12 protein-coding genes are annotated in these 21,144 nt (G+C 45.8%); 2 read left to right on the top strand and 10 right to left on the bottom strand.

Features of this window, described 5'->3' with window-relative positions; all coding sequences use genetic code 11:
* Positions 1-14: 14 nt before the first annotated feature.
* The 10 genes from RT717_RS09305 to RT717_RS09260 form a co-directional block, all read right to left on the bottom strand.
* Positions 15-1,316, bottom strand: a complete 1,302-nt coding sequence (locus RT717_RS09305) for a hypothetical protein (protein ID WP_317491462.1) — start codon at positions 1,314-1,316, stop codon at positions 15-17.
* 12 nt (positions 1,317-1,328) lie between these two features.
* Positions 1,329-2,177, bottom strand: coding sequence for a porin family protein (locus RT717_RS09300; protein WP_317491461.1), 849 nt, complete (start codon positions 2,175-2,177; stop codon positions 1,329-1,331).
* A gap of 220 nt (positions 2,178-2,397) precedes the next feature.
* A complete protein-coding gene (locus RT717_RS09295) occupies positions 2,398-5,580 on the bottom strand; it encodes an nSTAND1 domain-containing NTPase (protein WP_317491460.1) in 3,183 nt (1,060 codons plus the stop codon).
* Between the two features lie 3 nt (positions 5,581-5,583).
* A complete protein-coding gene (locus RT717_RS09290; RefSeq protein ID WP_317491459.1) occupies positions 5,584-7,080 on the bottom strand; it encodes a DUF4062 domain-containing protein in 1,497 nt (498 codons plus the stop codon).
* 55 nt (positions 7,081-7,135) lie between these two features.
* A complete protein-coding gene (locus RT717_RS09285) occupies positions 7,136-10,387 on the bottom strand; it encodes a HEAT repeat domain-containing protein (protein WP_317491458.1) in 3,252 nt (1,083 codons plus the stop codon).
* A 218-nt stretch (positions 10,388-10,605) separates the two neighbouring features.
* A complete protein-coding gene (locus tag RT717_RS09280; protein WP_317491457.1) occupies positions 10,606-11,253 on the bottom strand; it encodes an OmpH family outer membrane protein in 648 nt (215 codons plus the stop codon).
* A 56-nt stretch (positions 11,254-11,309) separates the two neighbouring features.
* Positions 11,310-12,059 carry a rhomboid family intramembrane serine protease gene (locus RT717_RS09275; RefSeq protein WP_317491456.1) on the bottom strand — a complete coding sequence of 250 codons (750 nt, stop codon included), beginning with the start codon at positions 12,057-12,059 and terminating at the stop codon, positions 11,310-11,312.
* Between the two features lie 41 nt (positions 12,060-12,100).
* Positions 12,101-13,003 carry a histone deacetylase family protein gene (locus tag RT717_RS09270; RefSeq protein WP_317491455.1) on the bottom strand — a complete coding sequence of 301 codons (903 nt, stop codon included), beginning with the start codon at positions 13,001-13,003 and terminating at the stop codon, positions 12,101-12,103.
* Between the two features lie 15 nt (positions 13,004-13,018).
* Positions 13,019-13,576 (bottom strand): hypothetical protein, encoded by a 558-nt coding sequence (locus RT717_RS09265; RefSeq protein WP_317491454.1) that lies wholly within the window; start codon positions 13,574-13,576, stop codon positions 13,019-13,021.
* 1 nt (position 13,577) lies between these two features.
* Positions 13,578-14,381 (bottom strand): porin family protein, encoded by an 804-nt coding sequence (locus tag RT717_RS09260; protein WP_317491453.1) that lies wholly within the window; start codon positions 14,379-14,381, stop codon positions 13,578-13,580.
* 301 nt (positions 14,382-14,682) lie between these two features.
* On the opposite strand from RT717_RS09260, the gene RT717_RS09255 reads away from it, so the two are divergent.
* Both RT717_RS09255 and RT717_RS09250 read left to right on the top strand, forming a co-directional pair.
* Positions 14,683-17,529 (top strand): PorP/SprF family type IX secretion system membrane protein, encoded by a 2,847-nt coding sequence (locus RT717_RS09255; RefSeq protein WP_317491452.1) that lies wholly within the window; start codon positions 14,683-14,685, stop codon positions 17,527-17,529.
* Positions 17,530-17,639: 110 nt separating this feature from the next.
* On the top strand, positions 17,640-20,903 hold the full coding sequence (locus tag RT717_RS09250; RefSeq protein ID WP_317491451.1) for an FG-GAP-like repeat-containing protein: 3,264 nt from the start codon (positions 17,640-17,642) through the stop codon (positions 20,901-20,903).
* Positions 20,904-21,144: the final 241 nt, after the last annotated feature.

The raw sequence follows: 21,144 nt of genomic DNA, 5'->3' as shown, positions 1-21,144 counted from the left end.
ATGGAATTGTACAATTATTTTCTCAATACTCCATTTCTATTGGTTTTGATGAGTCCAATAAGTGTATTAGCATTATTGTCAAGTGCAATTGTGCCGAGTAAGCCAATCCCACCATCAGGAAGCTCAGAAACAGCTGCTCCACTCTCATCACCCAATGACCCAAACTGGTATGCCGGAAAACCGCTCCCGCCACTACCAAACCCTTTGTCCAACACGCCGAAAGGATCTAATTTACAAAGGAGCATTTGGAGCCCATTACTTAAATTAACAACCCCACTTCCAACAATCAGGAAATCGCCTTTTGCTGTGCGAGAAACATCTTCCACAGTTACTCCGGCCAGTTCATCGAAAATGCTATTGGTAACAATATTTGCCGAGGACGAGCTGTTAATAAATCTTAAAAAAAACGGTTTGGTTACCGTAGAATTAACGCCTACTGAGTTACCAACTATGTAAAACTCCCTATCAGAAATCTTCCTCACTCGAACTGCCACCTCATTGAGTTCCTCAAGACCAAGAAGACCAAGCAACCCGGGATTCGGTGCCTGTGCAGTATTCGTTTCAAAGTCGTAGACTGCCAAATTCCCATTTGGCACACCACCCTCTGAATCTATAGCTTGGTTAGTATTTACTATCATCAGTGCCCTATTTCCATTTTGGGTTGGCACCAGCGAAATACCCTCGTCAGAAACATTGGCATAGCCATCTTCCTTTGTCCAAATCACCTCTTCCACACTCAATCCAAGTTTGACCATCAAAGCATCCTTCGAATTACCCGTTCCAATAGAGCCCACTACTAAAAAACCATCACTGATCTCCACAATATCATTCGCCACTTCTACTTGAGCACTGTTATTGAACCATGGCGTACCAATCAAATTACCATCAGCATCCACCTTCGCAACAAACATATCGCTCTGTCCTCCATACTCAATAGTTCCTGCCATCACAAAGCCACCTGCGTTAGCTTTGATAATTCTTTTTGGCTTACATACGACACTCTCACCCCCCGTGTCTGGAAAATAAGACCTAATGGAATTAATCTGATTACCTGCCTTGTCAGCAAAAATCAAAACAAAATCAGTGTTACTCGCTCCCCTCTCACCAACTATTTCTTCGCTGTTACTCGCTGCAAAAATGATGTAGCGAAGATCTCCCTCCTCATCCACCAAAAAATCAGCAGCCTCATCGCTCTTTGCACCTCCATAGTACTTAATAAATATCTTATCTGGCTCAGGAAGGCTGGATTGATCTGGAGTGCAACCGAACGTAAAGGCGCCCAACAACATCAAGTCTAATAATCTTCTCTTCATCATCGGTGGTTCAGCTTATTTTTTTATTTTTCTGGGATTGTAAATTGACCTTTGATAACCAAAAGTGGCCATCAGCCCATTCAGACTAAAGTTGCTGTCTACGTAACCAAGTAAGTATAACGTTTCTAAACTACCTGCAAATCGGTTATCGTCGTTAACTAGATTAGACAGCCCATATACGTATTTGGCTTCCAAGAAAAAAAAATGGGTCTTTAGCCTAATCTTGGCTCCTAAACCTATCATGGCCGAGTAATTAAACTTGTTCCTTTGCTCAAGAGCAACCAAATCAACTGATCCAACCGTCACGCTTGCTCCTTCATTGGATCGCTCAGGGCTACCTAGCTTACCACTTAGTATATACCCCAAAGACCCACCAGCAAGCACATATGGATTCCATTTGTTGTCGCCGTCCCCATAGTAGGTATATTTCAAAAACAAAGGCAATTCAAGCCATGACTCGGCTTCCTCCACTGTCATTTTATTAATAGCATAAACCAACTCTTTCTCAATAGAAAAGCTACGACTTAGAAAAGAGATACCTGTTCCAACATCAACGCCGGGATACACCTCTCTCTCCAGCAGCGCTGAACCTCCCAAACCGATCCCCGGAGATGCCGTTACCTTATCGAACTCCAAATTTCCGGGGCCAAATTTCGTAAGCTCCCTATATGTCGACTGATTACCAGAAATAGATAGACTGACCCTGAAAATAGGTTTATAAAGAAATTTTTCCTTCAGTAAGATTATTTCGTTGGGGTCGGCAGATGGGTCGAGCTTATGTTCAGGGTCGACGGCCAGGAGCTTAGCCATCCAAATGTCAGCGCTTTCCTGATCATCCTGATAGAGGTATACCAAAGTGATCAACTTATGAGCTTGAATTGACTGTTCTGGAGAAAAGCTCTTCGAGTCTATACAACCTTTTAGATCCTCCGGAATTCCAGGTAGATTACCTATATCAAACCTCGCTTGCGCATTTGCCAGCTTCTGAGTACACTCCGTTGTTTGAGCACTTGCATCAGTTATAGCTGAAAAGACACACATTACTGTCACCCATAGACAGCAAAAACTAAATTTTCGGTTCATACTATTTGTTTTCAACCCCACTTGGATAATCTATACACGTAATCTCGTACTCGATATCACCGCCTACATATTGATTCCACTCCGTTTGATTCATATTTCTGTCAACATCAGGGCAAAGCTTGTCAGCTATTTCATCTGGTCGGGTGGGCCAAACCCGAACAAAATTATCAAAGGATGCTGTTGCCAATTTGTGACCATCGGGAGAGAATGAAACAGAGTTAACATATTTCCCGTGATCCCTCAAAGTAATGGGCAAGTCAAAGATGTCTTTCATCACCCAAAGCTTGGCTGTACCATCCCAGCCTGCAGACGCTAGTAATGTATTCAGATTGTTGAAGCGTAAATCCGCTACTTTACTTTCGTGTCCATTTAACTCTGCCAGGGTTTTCTTTGCAATAATATCCTGAATAGTAATTTTACCCGCCAAATCGCCAAAAGCCAGGTATTGCCCATTTCCACTAAAGGCAAGTGACGTCACCGGAGACTCGGTTTTTACGTTAAGAGTTGCAAGCAAATTGTTGTTTGATAATTCATAGAGCAATATGCTGCCGTCAACGCTGCCAGCAGCAAGTACCTTACCATCCGGACTAATTGCTATCTTTTCGATCTTCCCGCCAGGTGTAGCTATTGAAGTGAATGTAGCAAAATCGCTCTTTTTAATACTTCCATCAACTCCCACCGAAACAAAACCACTGGCGTCTGGAAAGAACACAAGGTCGTTCACGATACCATTGTGTCCCTTCAAAAATTTGGGGCTATCCGGGTTTCGAAGGTCAATCAGTTGAATATTATTATCGGGTGCATCGTTGCCCACGGCCACGTACCTTTCATCAGGGCTAACAGCGACCACTCTGTTGACTGAGGAATTGGGCCTGGGAAGTAAATCTATCCCCTCCCTTTTATCATTGGTCATATCCCATCGCAAAACCCTACCATCGGCACCTGCAGAATACATGATTTTTCCGTCCTTGCTAAAGACCACTGATCTTACGCCAGCTGTATGACCAGCCCACTTAACTACATTCTCTCCCTCTTCTCCTTTCCATGCGTTGTACAAACCTTCATAAATGTCTCCGTTGTAAGGTTTGTCACTGTACTCTCTAAAGAAGTTGAAAGCTTGCATGGCAATCAATGTCTTTAGTGTGGTGTCCTTTACCTGAGCTGTTTTAATCGCCATCGACTGGGCAATGGCCTGGTAACGAAGATCTTCCGCATTTTTCCTCGCTTCGTCCGCTTGTACTCTGGCAGCGGTGGCAAGATCCTTTTGCTCGTTGGCAATCTCTGCTTGCTTTACGGCTTCATCTTGTGCAATCACTGCATCCTTTCTGGCAGCCTCAGCCAGTAATGTGGCAGCCTCCGCATTTCTTCTTTGTTGATCTGCTTCGTTTTTTTGTTCAATCGCCTGGGTCGTGGCTATCTCGGCCTTTTCCCGTTGATCGTTAGCCTCTTTTGCGGACTTCTGGGCTGCCTCCGATTGGATTTGAGCCTCATCGGCATTTTTCTGTGCTAACTCAGCCTGTTGTTCGGCTATGACTGTCTGTTTGGTCGCTTCAGCCGCCAAAATAAACGCATAAATCATCATAAAAATACACACCAGCGCAGCACCAGCCAGCACAAGTGCAAAGATCCTGGACCGGCGTATCTGCCTCTTCTGTAGAAGCTCTTTGTTTCTTTGCTCGGTTTCGTAGGCTCGCTTGCTCGTCTCAAGGAACACAATCGTGCGCTCGTAAGCTGTGTTATACCTTTGACCCCACACCAGCGTAGGCCTGTTCTCCTCCTGCCAGTTGAGTGCCAGTTGCAAGTCGGGCATTTTCCACAGACCGGCCCGTCCTTCCTGGTATCTTCCGGCCGATTCAGACAGCTTAAGGTACATTTCTGCTGAACGGCTTTCCTCATCCAGCCATGACTTCAGCCTCGTCCAGATGCGCATCAAGCTTTCATGCGAAATATCAATTACAGTCTCAGATTCGAGCTGTTTGCCATGAGGTGGCATCAGTAAAGACCTGCCCGGCTCCCGGAATTTATCGACCACCCGGTACACCTCATCCTCGGTTACACCGGCAATGGATGCGATGACGCTTAGCTTGGTTGGCCTTCTTATCCCCTGGTTTTCAGAACCACGCTCGGTAAGCGCCTTGAACATGGTTTCGCAAATCTGCTTTTCCCGTTTGGAAAGCATGTCGTAGGCCTCGTTGGCATGCTGCGACAAGGCTTCCTTCAGGGTACCGATGGCATTATAATGCCTAATGTCCATTGCCTCGGCTTCCCTGTGATTGTCGGCCCAGAATGACCAGGTACGCATTAACGAGTGCTGCAAGATGGGCAGCTGATCGGGGTTGTCTCCCACGTCGTTCAACAGCTGCTGTACCAAACGAGGTGCTATGGTGCCCCCGCCCACGGCCACCGGGCCTTCAATCGCCAGCCTTTTCTGGTCCCTTGTCATTTGAGGAATCAGATAGTGGCTGTCGTTGATCATCTGAGTCAACTCAGGAAAAACAGCGCATTCACCGATAAAGTCTGAACGCATAGTGATGGTGACATAAATGGGCTCATCAAACTGGTGCACTGCCTCCATCAAAAGGTTCACGAACGCAGAGGACTCGTCCTGAGACGACGTCATGCTTTCAGTCTTCTTATACCGGAAAAGTTCCTCAAACTGATCGACAAGGATCAGGATATTCTCATCTTCCGATTTTTTCAATTGCTTTACTGCTTCAACCAATCCGAGCGAACTGCTTCTAAGAACAGTAGCGGTGATTGTCTTTCTTATCAGCCGTTCTTCTTCTTCCAGTCCTGCATATTCGTCGTCCTTTTCTACCAGCGACTCAGCCAGGTTGTCGATCGGCCCCCCGCCCGGTCGCAACACCACAATTTTCCAGTTGGAGCCTGCCTGTGTCATGAATCCGCCATAGAGCGTTGGAATCAATCCACAATACATCAATGACGATTTACCGCTTCCTGAAGATCCCAGCACCGCAGAAAACCGGTTTTCTGCCAGCTTTACCAGCACTTCGTCACTCTGGCCTTCACGGCCAAAGAAAAGGTGAGATTCCTCCACGCCAAAGGGCCGAAGGCCAGGGAACGGATTGAAGAGAGTTGTGGTGTCGCCTCTCGTTACGGCTCCTGTGGAAACCTGTTCAGGTCTTCCATCGGACTCATTGGGGGTAAGGTTGCTAGCACTCATAATTTACTTTTCAATTTTTTCCAGGAATGGTTTCAGTGAATCGGCCTTAAATTCGCCGTTACCGGTTAAAATCAGGGTACCTTCCTCTTTAAATTCCTCAGCTTTTACCTTGGCCTCCCCTGCTACATAAATTGCCTTTGCCTTCAAAGGCTTAATTCTGCCAAATCCAGGCGCCTTCAAAAGATCCTGAAGTTTGGCTTTAATCCATTGGTGATTGGCTTTACCGAAATATATCAGCGATGCATCACAGCGTCTCAGGTTTTCCTGATGCAGATAGCGTAAGTCAATCAGGTCACCATCAAAAAGCGATGTCATCACCTCGCATCCTTTAGCTGTAAGTGCCTTCGCAATGGGCTGAGCTGCCTCAGCATCCGATTTATCGCAAATGAGATAAATCATTTTGCCTCCTTTGCTATCCTCATCCTCTCTGGCGTAATGATCTCTGGTTTTGAACCTTCCCCCCGTAAGCAGTTCCTCCCTTACAATGGATTTAAGTTCTTGCAGGGTAATTTGCAGCACCTCGGCTTCTTCAACAGCAGCGGCATCGGACTTTAAGTCCTCAATAAAAATCTTTTGCCTCTCCGACACATTGACCATGTCAGGTGAAAGCCAGATCAGCCTCGAAAAAGGCTCTCTGTCGGCACTTTTACTGTTGTGCTCGATTACCTTCAGCACATATTCCGATGCTATCTTGTTCTGTATATCTACAATCGAAAGGTCAGAGCCCTTTGGCTTGTAACCATAATCCTCACCAATCAAGTGAATCGACAAACGGCACTTTTCCAAATCTGACTTTACCATCGCTTCGAGGAGCTTGGCTTCCTTGGGGAGCGACTGCTCCGGCAACACCCTGTAGCCATGGCGCAACAACTCTCTTTTAATAATGTCTCGTTGAATAAGAATGTCAACACCAGTGCTCGCCAGGTAAACGGTACGCTCTTTGGGAACTATGTCCTTTGTGGCCTTCTTGGTTGATCCAAGTTTGTCAAGAATCTGGAAAATGTCGTATGACATATCTACCAGTTTCAGCCAGTAGCTTCTCTCCGCTTCGGATCCAAAATACCTTGTGTACTCCTGTGCCTCTCCAGTCATTGGATCAATCTGAAACAGATCGTAGGGCAAAATCTCCTCATACTCGGGCAGGACACTGTCAATTTCCACAGGATGCTTTAATACCTTAAACATTCTTGCCTTCCCGGCAACGCTCAGGTTTTTATCTTCGGTGGCCTTAACACCAAAGTGAGAAATGCCCTTTACCAGTTTGCCGTCTGCCTTGAAGTTATTTGACAATATGGCAATCAAAACAGCTGCTTTCTCAATTTCACCAGGATCCTGCTGACTTTCGTCTATCATTCTCACATGAGGTTCCTCCTTCATTATTTGTGTAAGAAGGGTGGTAAGGAACTTACAAAAGCTTGTCACCCAGCCCCTGTCGCCCGCTATCCTTGGATGGTTATCTTCTGAGGAAAAACTGATTAGAATTTCTTTTCCAACTGCCATTTTTTTCAGGTCAAAATCTCATATTCCTTTTAAAAACTCTATAAATATTGTCTTACTATTGACTAAAAAGCAACAGTCTTTCTTCATCCATCACTTCATCTTCTGCTTCGATCTGGTCAGAATCCTTTACCGACAAGAGTGTTGCCTCAACCATCTCAATATTTTTGCTCATCAAATCGAAAAGAGCCTCCATTGAAATAGTCAAAAAGATCACCTCGCTGGTCGTTGTATAGTTGTATTCAAATTGGTCTGTCTCAACTAATTTGTTGAAGCCGATCACATCTCTACTGCCGAGTGTTCTCTGGCGCCCATTGTCGTCTTGTTCAAGCACACTCCCCTTTACAATAATGTAAATTGGTGCATTGCCGTTATCTCCTTTGCTAATGAAGGTTACACCCTCCTTCATTCTTACTTCTTCGGAGGCGTCTACCACGTCCGTTAACACCGAGCCAGGGATTGTTTTGAATAAATCCAATCCCTTCACAAACACAGCTTTCTCAATGAGCAGCATCTTCATGTGCAAATCCTCTTCCGTCTCAACAAATGTTGGCGGCACTATGGCCCTATCCAGGTCTTTCTTAACACCCGGCCGTATCCTTCTGGTGTGACGCTGATACTCCGCCTTGTCTTTTTGGTAAATGATCCAGGCAGATGTTTGAAGTATGAGCCTATCAGGGTTGAAAAGATTGGCGATAAGATCCGCCGACACCTTGGATTCATCGATCATGGACAACCTGTACAATGCAACTGCCTTCGTCCACCTGCTTATATGGTTGTAATCCCTGTTGACTATGGAAAGGAGCAAGTCTTCATAACTGCTAAAAGCCTCAGGAGCGTAAAAGTCATTCAGCTGACCCAGCCTGTCGTGGGGCTTGAGTTCGTCGAAAACGGGGAACAACTTGGGTTTCAATTCATCCTCGAGGATAATATCGAGCATTTCTACGGCGAACGTAACGCTTTCGCTGGTACCTACACTGACATTCTCTTTAACAAGCTCAACTGCCTGAGAGTCGTAGATAAGGGCCAAAAGCATGAAAATATCATCATAGTTTTGGGCGTTCTCCTCTTCGATTGCCTGAATAAGAAGATGGTCAGTTTCATTTTCTTTAGGTATTTCGGTGAGCGCTTTTATGTTCCAGGCCAGGTCACCAATTTCTGCCTCAATTTGAATCTTAATCCGGGCTGCCTGAAAGTCCTTGGCATGGTAGCCTATATAACTAAGTGATAGTAAGATCTCTGAAACGATAGCCTTGTCCGGGAAGTCAATTTTTTTCCATAGACGCTCAACCCCCTCAGGCCCCCCAATACGCCCGAGAATCTGCACAACCCGAAACATTGTGCTAGCTTGTTGTCCTGTTTTATAAAAGGCAGTATCTACAGTGTGCAATGTTGGCTCTCCGCCAGCGATTAATGCCGCCTTAGCAACATTGGAATAAACGGGCACATGAAGGTTCTCAATCATAATGGGCCAAAGCTCGGGCCACTTATTGATTCCAGCGCTGGTGATGGCAGCTGTCCTTACGTTAACGTTGATATCTCTGGCAAGCTCCACAAGCAACGGGATATACTTTTCGTCATCCAATTTCGCCAAAACCTGAGCAGCGAATACCCGATCTTCCATATTAACAGACCTCACCAGCTTTCTGATGCTAACCTCGTTCAGCTTGTAGTCTTCAGCCAGTTGCAAGAACGCAATTACTTCTATCGCCAGGTTCCGTATTTCCTCCTCTTGTTCATAGGATGCCAGTTTTTTGATTTCTGCCAGCTTCTCAAAGTTATTTACCTGCCTGCACTTGGCATAAGCATATTTCCGCACCTCCGAATGAGGGCTCTTGAGCGTTTCCACCAGAATTTTTCTGAATTCAATCGGCTCCAACTTTTCGAATAGCTTCATCGACAAAATAATACTTTCTGCATTGTGCTCATCAAATTCTCTCTGAAGCACATTAACTGTACTATTCTCATTCTTCTTGCCTTTGGATCCCAGTGCTTCCTTTTGCCTTGTCAAAGTAATTTTCAGTGTTCCCTTATACTCATCGTAGAGCTTCACAGCAACATAGATGACGCCAACCGCCAAAAATATGATGATGTATGAAAAGTGAATTAACTTAAAGAAACTAAGCAAGCCCAGACCAATTAAGGCAGCGCCTGAGATGAGTGCAGCAAATTCATTCACTACCCCTTCAATCCTGGATTGAATATCAAACCGGATTTTAATATCCAGAGGCAGGAAGAATATCTTAAAAGCCGGATTTTCCAAAGCATCTTTCAGGGAGGCGGTCAAAAGCCTGGCAAGTCCGGTAAAAAGAAAAAACAAAATGTACTCTTCATTCTTCACCTCGAATCCAAAAATATGCCCGGATACGATGGCCCCAATCGTTAGTCCTCCGAGTACGATAGGCATAACCATGAGCGAAACCTTCAGTCCAAATTTCCCTATGATAAGGTCGTTAAGAAAGCTCTGAATAATGAAGCTGATGACAATAATGGATCCGTCGTAGAACGATAAAAAGTTGGAGAGTTCGGTTTCGTTCGGGTACATAACATTCACCGACTCATAAAAGCTATACTCAGCAAATACGTTTGCTGATGCTGAGAAAACCAAAAACAATGATAACAACCCCAGGTACTTGCTTTTGAAAAGGTCGGAATAGCTGGTGTCAGGCTTCTCCCTGGAAACCTTTTTAGTGGCACCGTCAAGGTTGTAATTTTTTACTATAAGAAGAGTGAAGATAAAAATACCGAAGGCACCTGCAATGGAAATGAACAACAAATCGGTTGTATCATTTATCAACTGTAGCCTCCTTAAACCCGGAATGGAAAAGAAAGCGAGGCAAGTGGCCAGAAGTTGACCTGTATCGATTCCTCCCATTATTCTCTTCGAAGCCCGCAGATTGAACATTCTACCGAAGACACCCCAAAAAGTCAGCAGTGTAACTGCTGTTATAGGACCCATCATCACAAAAAAAGCAAAGGAAATCCATGGACTGTCGTAAAACTCATACGTTCCTCTCAGCAAGGTGACATACGCCAGGATTAAGAAAGTATTGGTAATGGCAAGGCTGGAGAAGTTAATGTTGCGCTGTAGAGAAACAAAAACAATTGTACTTACGATCCCCAGGAACCCACCAGTAAAAAAGGCGATGCCTAACAGATCTTCTCCCATTCGGCTGATGAACAGTGTTTCTGCGCCTACAGTGTAGGTAGCCAGGAAGATACCCATAAAAAAGCCTTTACCAAGGAGCAGCCACATTTGCTTCTCCTCGCCTGGCTCACCTCCTAAAAATTTTAAGAAAGCCTGCAGCACGTATCAGTATAGTTAGGTTGACATTTCCGGCGCACAGAATGCACCAGAATACTGCCAAAGTACCAAAAAAAATCGTCTTAAGGAAACATACAACCAATAAGATGTTGGCTCACAGGGCAGCGTCCAAAAAATAGCCAACAAATACAATTACAATTCTACATAAAAATATTACAACAGCCAATTGGCTCTAAAAAAAAGTATTATTTAAAAGATTACGTCTATTTGGTGACGCCCGTCGAATCTGTTTTATCGGTTGGGATCACACCCTTCGATTGAAGGTAGCTCTTATTTAAACCCTTTATCACTTCATCGGTAATGTCAAGTCTTTTGTCCGCATAAAGAACGCCGCTACCCTTCGTATACGTCAACACAAGATGGTATTTGTTACTTCCACTAAATTCCGACAGGTACCCACTCACCGCATTATAAAGTTGCTCGTTAAGCTTGGTTTCTTCTTCAACCAACTGCTGACCCAAGGTTTGCTGATACTGGTAGAGGTTTTGTTGTTTCACAGTGAGTTCCTCCTCCTTAGCCCTGGCCTGGTTCATTGTCATGTTCTGAGCTGTGTTCTGGAAATTCTGTATTTCTCTTTGAAGACCTTCCGCCCGGTTCCTGTATTCAGACTCCAATTTCGCCCTCTTTTTTTCCAAATCACTGCTTATATCCTTGAAATATTCATATTTGCTCAGCAGTGTATCTGAGTTCACGTAGGCAATCGAAAGGTCGCCACTGATTCTGTCAATGGAAGAATCAAGACTAGCTACCTCAGGATCTGAAGATGCACTTTTATTGCTAAGCACCAGATAAAACAACACAGCAACTGCTGCTAAAAGGACGACACTAAGTACAGTGGATAGATTTTTCACGCTCTAGTTTTGATTAAGAAGCGGCAAATATATGGAAACTATTTGAACGGCAATGGCTAATGCAATGAGATAATATCGTCGGCGGCGTCTTCTTCGTTTTTAGTCGAATTTGTGAATCTTATCAAAAGACTGGGAGGTATTTGAACCTGGTCGGCCACAGCACCAGGCATCTCAACTCCACCATTGGCTTGGCCTTCCTCGGTAATGTCATCATGCTGAATTGCCTGGTTTACCGCTAATGCTTCTTCCGTAACACTCTTGTTTCTGAAATGGATGGCGCAAAAAAGCCCCGATAAGCCGCCAAAAAGATGGGATTCCCAGCTTATCTGATCCGAAAAAGGAAAAATGCCTGCAAACAGGCCGTGGTAGAGAAAAACGACTATCATACTCACCGCCAGCGACCTCGCATCACGCTTGATGAGGCCAAAAAAGAAAAGGAAAGAAACCAAGCCGTAAATAATGCCGCTGGCGCCGATGTGAAAAGCCGGCCGGGCTGTTGTCCATACCCAAAAACCGGTTGAAAAGTACACAATCACAAAAACCTCGAGCGCTATCTTTCTAAAGAAGAAAAAAAGCCCTACTCCAAGGATCGCAAGAGGAAAAGTATTGGAGAGCAGGTGCTGAATATCGCCATGGATAAATGGAGATGTCACAATGCCCAGAGAACCTTTCAGAGTCCGTGGGTATATACCAAGAAAGGACAAATCAACAGACGTGGCATACTCCCATGACTTGACGCACCACAGTACTCCTACAAAAGCAAGTGTGATAAAAACGCTTTCTCTGAATAGCTTGCGCTCGTTCATGATTGAATTAAGCTATTTCCTGGCAAAATTGTAAGCGTTTGTCAAAAGTAAATATCCTGAGCAAGCCTGAAGGTATTGGCATGGGCTTCCACAATGTCATTGATTTTCTCAGAATAACCGCCTCCCATGGTCACTACCACTGGAAGCCTACATTCTCGGCAAAGCTGCAAAACCAACCGATCCCTTTCTTTGCACCCCGACTGGCTCAAGGCCAGCCTACCCAGCTTATCAGTGGCCAGCACATCAACGCCAGCCTGATAAAATGCAAAATCCGGCTGAAAGTCATCCAAAACGCTCTTAAGGTTCGCCTCGAGTATTTTAAGGTATAGCTTATCGTCAGTACCGTCGGCCAGGCCAATATCGAGACTGGACTGCTCCTTTTTGGCTGGATAGTTTCTGGCACCATGCATGCTTAGCGTAAACACCTGTTTGTTTCCGGTAAATATTTGAGCGGTTCCATTGCCCTGATGAACATCCAGGTCAATTATCAGGATTTTTGATGCAAGTGAATTTGCCAGCAGGTCGCTGGCAGCAATGGCCATGTCGTTCAACAAACAGAAACCCTCTCCCCTATCGGTAAAGGCATGGTGCGTGCCTCCGGCTACATTGAATGACACACCATACTGTAAAGCAAAGCGGCAGCATTCAACGGTTCCGGCAGCAATGTTTGTCTCTCGCTCAATAAGTGACTCAGAGTGCGGAAAACCAGTTTTTCTTATTTCTGCAGCGGAAAGGCTCTGGCTGCTTAACCTCCGCCAGTAGTCGGCGTCGTGTGCTCTTAGGATTTGCTCTATTTGGAGGAGCCCGGGAGCAAACAATTGATCTTCTTTGATAGTGCCCTCGTAAATGAGTTGTTCCGGAAGCAGCTCATACTTCATCATCGGGAACCTGTGCTTGTCAGGTAGCCGGTGGTTGTACGCTTTTGACCAGGCCACTCGAAGCATACCGCCGCCTTCTATTTAGTCGTCGTTTTCGTCCGACTCAAAACTGTAAAGTGTGGGATCAAGCCGGAGCTGACCGGCGTTAAAATCGCTGATGAACTTTTCGACCACTGCAGGAGTAACTTTGTCGACGTTGAGACAGACGTCGATTCCTACACGGGCTTCAAGCTCTTCGTCCAGCTCCATGTGCTCTTTCACCTTTACCGACTCCTCTTCTTCAAGATCAAGCATCGTCTCAGTAATAAAAATGCCAACTTCTTCTTCAAGTTTGGCTGGCAGCATGCCTTCACGGATTTCTACTCCCCTATTGACCAAGTCCCTGTACTCGGGGAATCTCTTCATGGCTTGCTTTTCAGCTTCATCATATAACTCACTTTCGTGATGTAGTTGCAGTGTGTACAAGGCAGTGTCAAAAAGTACCTCTTCACCATTATGCTTGCCGACGAAGAAAAACTCCAGATAGTCATCAGAGTTGTCTTCTGTTTCATTAATAACATAAGTGGAACTCAGAGCTTTCATCTCCCCTTTCACTTTCTCAATGCTCTTTTCGTCAAACTCAAATTCACTTATTCTCATACTATTTTACTTTACTTGTGCTGCGGCCTTTTTTCCTAAGCTGTGTATTGTAGTCCAACAAAAACGCCAGTGATATCTCAATGTTCCGGTTTGACCCTTCAAAATTCTCTTTGTACTTATTCAGACCAAAGAAGTTATCTTCTTTTTCCCCAATATTGGTGTGGCCCATATTGTACCTGAAATCAAGCTGCACAATTTGATCCTCCAACACCGGAAACTCAAAACCACCGCCAAAACTAAGCCCTACCTGCAGCCTGTTGGCATTTGGCACTTCTATGATACCGTTTGCGATCGGATAGTCTCGTTCCTCCGGCCGTGGTGTGTCATATTTCGTGAAATCATAGTGATAATTCACTGTACCCACCTTCCCTTCATCAAGTTCGGATGACGATATCTGACCATTTCCATACACCCAGTAGCTCAGGGCGGGGCCAGCATTCAAGTACCATTTGAGCGATCCCAATTGAAAGGTGCCCCTGAACATGGCTGGCATATCAATATTATGGAAGCGTGTTACGTTCTTCACGTAATCCAACCCTCGTTTTTGAATAGTCCTCCCTTTTGTGGAATAATACAATTCTCCGTGGAAGGACCATACAGTCGACTTGGAAGCTGAATAGTTGAAAACCCATCCGCCACTAAACCCCGGTCTCCACACAGTCTCGTAATCACGGGTATATTGCTTCTCATCGAAGTGCATGGTGGAGAGGTTGAGCCCAACCTTTGGGCCGGTCAATATTTGGCCTTTTACCAGATAACTACTTAAAAATAAAGTAAATAGAATAACAAATGAGGTTCTTGTCATAGAAAACCCTGAAGGCGATTTATTCAATTATCCGAAATTTAGGGTTTAAAAACAGATTTTTACTCTCAAATTAAAAAAATCTAATTTGAAGTTGAAATTTTACTATAAGAATAAATCTCGCTAGCTTGCGTTAAAAATGAGTTCTATTCTTTCTGAATTGCCTTTTTTAGGCCGGTTCTGTAAAGATTATTATCAGCTGTAAATTAATTTTGATAAATTTCGATTTCTGTTTTCTATCTGCTTTTGACCCGCTACTGAGAACTGGTTTAAAAGAATAGTAATATTATCCAATAGCGTTGACATGAGAAAACGTATACTTTGGCTTTTTCTGAGTTTTTTACCTTTTCTATCAGAAGCCCAGCAAGTACCTGTTTACAGCCAGTTCTTCATGAATCCCTACCTCTACAATCCTGCTTTTGCAGGTATTGAAGGCCACACGGTAGTATTTTTCATGCATCGCCAGCAGTGGGTTGGTATAGAGGGTGCTCCTCAATATTCACATGTAGTTTTTCATACACCCCTGAAAAATCGGCTGGCCATAGGCGGAGAAATTAGCACCGACAGGCAAGGGCCGCTAACAGACAATTCATTCAGAGTAACTGGAGGCTACCTGCTACCTCTCGACCGGAAACACTATTTAAGGTTCGGTCTTTCACTAGGTGCCGGTAACAATGCGGTGGATTTGGACGCCATTGGCAACAGCGCCGACCCTGCATTGGTCAATCTTCTCGACAATAATTTTTATATGAGGAGCGACTTTGGTGTCACTTATCACTTTGGCAAGTTCAATGCCGGTTTTTCTCTGCCAAGCCTCATCAGTCACGACGTTCTCAGTCAAAAAACGCTGAGTCCGGTCAGGGTTACTCCTGTCGACAACATATTATTCAAGGCCAACTATCGTCAAAGTCTTTTTGACGATGCCCTTGCCTGGGAGCCACACATACTATATAAATACTCAGGAGTCGGCAATAGCCAATATGAAGTCACCAACATCTTTCATATCAAGCACCTTGTGTGGGTGGGTGCTTCCTATCGGCAAGATGCCGGTTTTGTGGGGTTGGCAGGTATAAAAATAGCGGAACGTCTGGCGGTTGGCTATGCCTATGATTTGCCTTCTTCTGACCTGGCAACTTTCTCCACCGGATCTCATGAAATACACCTGGGACTTCATTTGGGAACCAGAAAAGAGCACGCTGAACATGTTTCTTCCTTCATAAAGAGCCATTCGAAGTCAAAAGCGGAAAGAGATGAAGAGGCGGCCAGACAATTGGCACTCGAAGAGGCAAGGAAAAAGCGTGAAGAAGAAAGGCTACAGGCGTTGAACAACACAAAGCCGGAAGAGAAGAAGAGTGCGCTTCTGGCTGACGACACACCTGAAAAACCTGTAGAGGAGACGAAGCCAGCAGGAGCCTCTGCATGGCAATACGTTTCTGAAAACAACGGAGCGCCCATTTCAAGAACGAATGCTGCCGGACAAGCCGAAGAAGGTGTTACGCTGACAAGGACAAACGCCCAGGGAAACAAGGAGTTCATCGTTAGCTTTATTCCTGAAGCGAAGTTTGGGTCAGAGGAAGTATGGTCGCTGGTAAACAATGCAGGAGCCGCACAGGAGCGGGTAAATGCCAATGGACAAAAGGAAGTTGGTGTACTTTGGCGTGTGAAGCACGAGGATGGTTCCATAGAAGACAAAGTTATTTGGTCGCCCGTCTACACATCAGAGGCCGAAATGAAGACTGGGATGGCAGCCTCTGGAGTAGACATGACTGCCAGCCAGAATCCAGATGCTGCTCACAATTTTGCGCTGTCAAGCAGCCGCTCCACTATGCCAGAAAGAACGGTTAATGGTGAAAGGCAGGTGGGCTTTGTGTTTAAAAATACTTTGGCAGACGGAAGTGTGGAGGAAACTATTGTGTGGGTGCCTGCGCCAGATCCAAATACTGGCGAAAGGTGGGAGTTGGCGGATCCCAACGAGAAGCCTGCGATAAGAATTGGCCCTAATGGAGAGAAAGAACTTGGCGTAATTCTTAAGCAAATCCACCCCGATGGCACTGAGGACTTGATGGTAGAATATGAGCCGGTGGTGAAAAAGGAAGCACTTAAGCCCGCTTCCAACGTTGCCGCCGCACCAAAAGCAACAAACTGGGCTTATGTCTCCGAAAATGAGGGGGCTCCTATAGAGAGAGAGCTGAACGGAACAAAACAAGAGGGTGTGACGCTTTCCCGAAAAAATGCACAAGGAAATACCGAATACACCGTAAGCTTTATTCCTGTAGCTGATTTCAACTCTGAGGAAAGGTGGTCGCTTGTCAACTCAATTGACAACGTGGAAGAACGAACCGCTCCAAATGGACAGAAAGAAGTGGGCTTGCAGTGGAGAGTTTCTGGCCCTGGCCTCCCATCAAAGGTGTCTACTGTATGGTCTCCTGCTTATTCGAGCGAGGCACTCCTTAAAGAGGATCTTAGGAAGCAAGGCGTGAAAATTGGTGTGCAAGGGAGAAAAGAGGAGACTGATCCAAACAATAACTTTAAACTCGTGAGTAACACCGGTGCCCGCCCCACAAGAACAATCAAAGGAGAAGACCAGGTTGGCTTTTTATTCAGGAACTCGCTACCCAATGGTGACGTGGAGGAATCGACGATTTGGGTGCCGGCACCGGATAAAGCCAACGGTGAGCAGTGGCAAATTGCTGAAGACGGAGAGAAACCATTGGTTAGGGTTGGAAGTTCAGGGCAAAAAGAAATGGGCTTCACTGTGAAAAAAATTCATGCTGACGGGAGCCAGGAATTACTTGTTCAATATGAGCCTGTAACCAGAGTGAATGCTGCGCCTCGAATTGTGGAAAGCACTGAAACCGTGCCTGCGCCTACTCCGACCTCCCCAACACCACGAAGTGGCAGAAACCTCTTGGAAATGGCCCCTGGCAATTACGTAATAGTTGGCGCATTTGCCAGTTTCGACAACGCCCAAAACTATAGTGACACCTTGCTCGATGAGGGTTATTTTACTCAGGTAGGATATCATTCACCCAAGAACTTGTACTACGTGCAGATATACAGTTCACAAAGTTTGCCACAGGCTGAAAAGGAAAGAGACAGGTTAAGAAAGAGCCCCACACTAAGCAAGACATGGGTATTTACCGTTAAATGATAATGAAGATGATTAATAGCCATTTTAAATTGTCGTCTAACCCCATCAGGTGGACATCAAAGCAGTCTTGGAGTTCAGGGGGACTTTATCTTAGTGTAAGAAATCGGAAAATGGATATGAGGCGGATTGTGTTAATGATAGTCAGTTTGCTGTTCTTTGCTTTCAACGTGATGGCCCAACGGCCTTTTATAACAAATCTGGATAAAACAACGGCGGCGGCAGGCGATAAACTCACTATTTCGGGCATCAATTTCCCTACTTCCGCAGCTAACATCAAGGTGCGATTCGGTGCCGGTGTCGGCACTGTCACCTATGCTTCAGCCAACCTGCTTGAGGTAACGATTCCCGGCAATGCAACCTTTGGCAATGTATCGGTAACCAACCTTACTAATGGGCTCATCGGCTATTCATCGGAGTTCTTCACCTTGAGCTTTGGCGGCACTTCATTTCTCGCAGCAGCAGTCGACGCCTCAGCGAAGTTCGCTTCCGGTCAAAACGGCATGTACGACCTCTGCGCCTGTGATTTTGACGGTGACGGGGTAATTGATGCAGCAAGCTCACACAACAACGACCAGGCTTCCAGAGTGCCTGTTTACAGAAACACAAGTGATATTTCAACACTTACATTTACCACCGCAAACTTGCCCTCCTTGCTCATCAATGAACCAACATTGAGTGTGGCCTGTGGCGATTTGGATGGAGACGGAAAGCCAGATTTGCTGGCGACCAGAGCGATTGCCGGTGTAACACCGGGTGATATAGTTTTCGCTTTCCGCAACACAAGTACGGTAGGTGCCATAAGCTTTGCAGCGCCTATTTCGCTCACGCTTCCTCCTGACGGCTCAGGCAACCGAAAGAATGTAGGTCGTATCTCCATTATTGACCTTGACGGGGACGGAAAACCAGAGGTAATTGCCTCCAATCAGGTTGATAATCAAATAGATGCATTCAAAAACACGTCTACTGTCGGCACACTCAGCTTTGCTGCTCAACCCGCACAATTCAGCATCGGCGGCAGTCGATCATTCGGACTGGACGTGAAGGACTTAAACAATGACGGGTTCCCTGAGATTGTAGCTTGCGCACTTCAGCAGGCTAACATCTTTGTGTTGCCCAATATTAGCAACGCCGGTACCATCGCCTTTGGCCCGTCGGTCACCCTGCCGGTTTCAGGCAACCTTGCCAACCTGGTTGTTGGCGACTTAAATGGGGACGGGTTGAACGACATTGCCACAACACAAATTGTCAGCAATGCTGTATCTGTTATCCTTAACCAAACCAGCGAAGTTGGCGGTGCTATCGCCTTCGGTGCGGCAAATTCATTTAGTGTATCGTCGGGTGCCTGGGGACTTGACCTTGGCGACCTGAATGGTGACGGCAAGCTTGACCTGCTGGTGGCCAGCACCACCAGCAACAACGTAACCGCCCTTGTCAACACGTCGACGACCGGCCTCACTTTCGATAGATTCAACATCGCAGCCGGAACCGCAACCCGAAATGTGAAGATTGCTGATGTAAATGCCGACGGAAAGCCCGACTTGCTGGCAGCAGGCATAACGAACAACGAGCTGATTGTTATTGCCAACAGAAATTGTATTTCGCCAACAATAACGCCAAGCAGTGCCACTGTTTGTACTGGCACAGATTTCACTGTAGAGGCAACAAAAAGCATCGGGCATACCTACACGTGGGAAACCGCTTCCAGTGCCTCCGGACCATTTACGGCCCAGGCAGAGACTTCTTCATCTCTCAATCTGTCGAGCCTGCCTGAGGGCAATCTCTTCATTAGGGTCAATATCAAGTCGAACGACGGAGCGTGCGATGCTAATTCAGCCAACTCTTCGCAACTGCTCGTTACCGGAACACCACCCACTCCACCCGGGGTGGTTGACCCTGCGCCAATCTGCGCCGGGGAAACACTACAAATTGATGGTACAATTGCTGGAGCAAAATCCTACCAATGGACTGGGCCCGACGGTTTTGCATCTACCGAAGCGGTTCTAAGTGTTGCCAACTTTCAGCCCGCCAAGGCTGGAATCTACACCCTTCGTTATGTAACGGCATCGGACTGCCTGAGCCCTCCTACCCAGCTGAGAGCTGAGATAAAAAGTCTTCCTCCGGTAGCCGTCAGGTTCGAGGGCACAGGTCTTTTTTGCGAAGACGCTTCGGTAGCTCTTTCAGCCGCTTCCTTTGCGGGATATAATTACCAATGGGTGGCCGATGGACAGGATGTAGCAGGCGAAACGACAACATCTTTATCGGCTAGCGCTAGTGGCGCTTATGCCATTAAAATTTCAGACCCGGTAACAAGTTGCGCAGTGACAAGCCCGGCGGCTACACTTACAAAAAAAGCAGTACCGGCGACTCAGTTCACTTCAGTAGATGCCATTTGTGTGAATGTAGGAACCGAATTTACCGCCGAATCTACCGGAGAAGCCGGCCTTACGCTCAACTATGCCTGGGACTTCACTAGTGACGGAACTACAGACAGCACTACCCCTAACGCATCAAATACCTTCGCAACAGCCGGGACTACCTCAGTAAAACTGACAACCGGCTACGATGAAATTGCCGGATGCGTCACCACAGCCACGAAATCAATCGAAGTAAGGGCGGTGCCTGTTGTGTCGATCGAAACACCAGACGGAGTTGAGAAATGCCCTGAAAATGAAGTGAGTCTTGAAGTAGCCGACAACTTTGTGTCCTACGCATGGAGTACCTCAGAAACAGGGAATGCTATTAGCGTAATAGATCCCGGAACCTACACTCTGACAATTGTTGACGATGCTCAGTGTATTATCACCAGCACAGTCGACATCGTAAACTTCGATACCTCAAACTCTATAACGGCCGTGTCGAACAGGTCCATTATAGATGAATTTGACACTACTCAGTTCAATGTTACTGGTGCCTCTGAAATACTTGACTGGACGCCGATAACCGGCATGGATGACCCAACCATCGCCAACCCGATTGTTACAGGCACTTATGAGTTTGGCGATGTTTTGAATGCATCCAACCAAAGAGAATACCTCTACGTGGTAACTGCCCTTGATGCCAATCTTTGCGAGGTCTCCGCCAGTATCCCATTGATCGTCATTCCGGACGAATCTCCCCAGCCAATGAAGTCCTTCTCACCCAACGGAGATGGTATCGATGATGTGTGGAGCGTCGAAAATGTCGAGTTCAACCAGGATTGTAAGGTGGTGATCTACGACCGCCGGGGACGAGCCATTTTGGAAAAGAAACCATACAACAATGACTGGGCAGGTAGGGTCAATGGAAATGATGTGGAGCAGGGTGTTTACTATTACGTTTTCATCTGCGACGACGCCACCAGGAGCCAAAACGGGAGCATATTGCTTTTTAGATGACAACACAGCCAGCTCAGTGATATTTAACTTTTATGTGTATATTCGACGGTTAAATTATCCTTTCAATCATCTGCAAGTATATATGCCTGATGCATATAAGAATCATTACATTTTTTCTTCAAAAAATTATTTTTCAATTCTTTTACTCTTAGATGGGTTACACTTTTTCTTTAAATTGTATTAACAATCTAAGAACGGAAAGCGCTCAAATTAAAAAACTATAGTTTTATAGCCTTTGAGT

This window comes from Imperialibacter roseus (assembly GCF_032999765.1).
GTDB classification, from domain to species: domain Bacteria; phylum Bacteroidota; class Bacteroidia; order Cytophagales; family Cyclobacteriaceae; genus Imperialibacter; species Imperialibacter roseus.
Note: the sequence above shows the minus strand (reverse complement) of the source record. Positions and strands in the feature narration are given on the sequence as shown.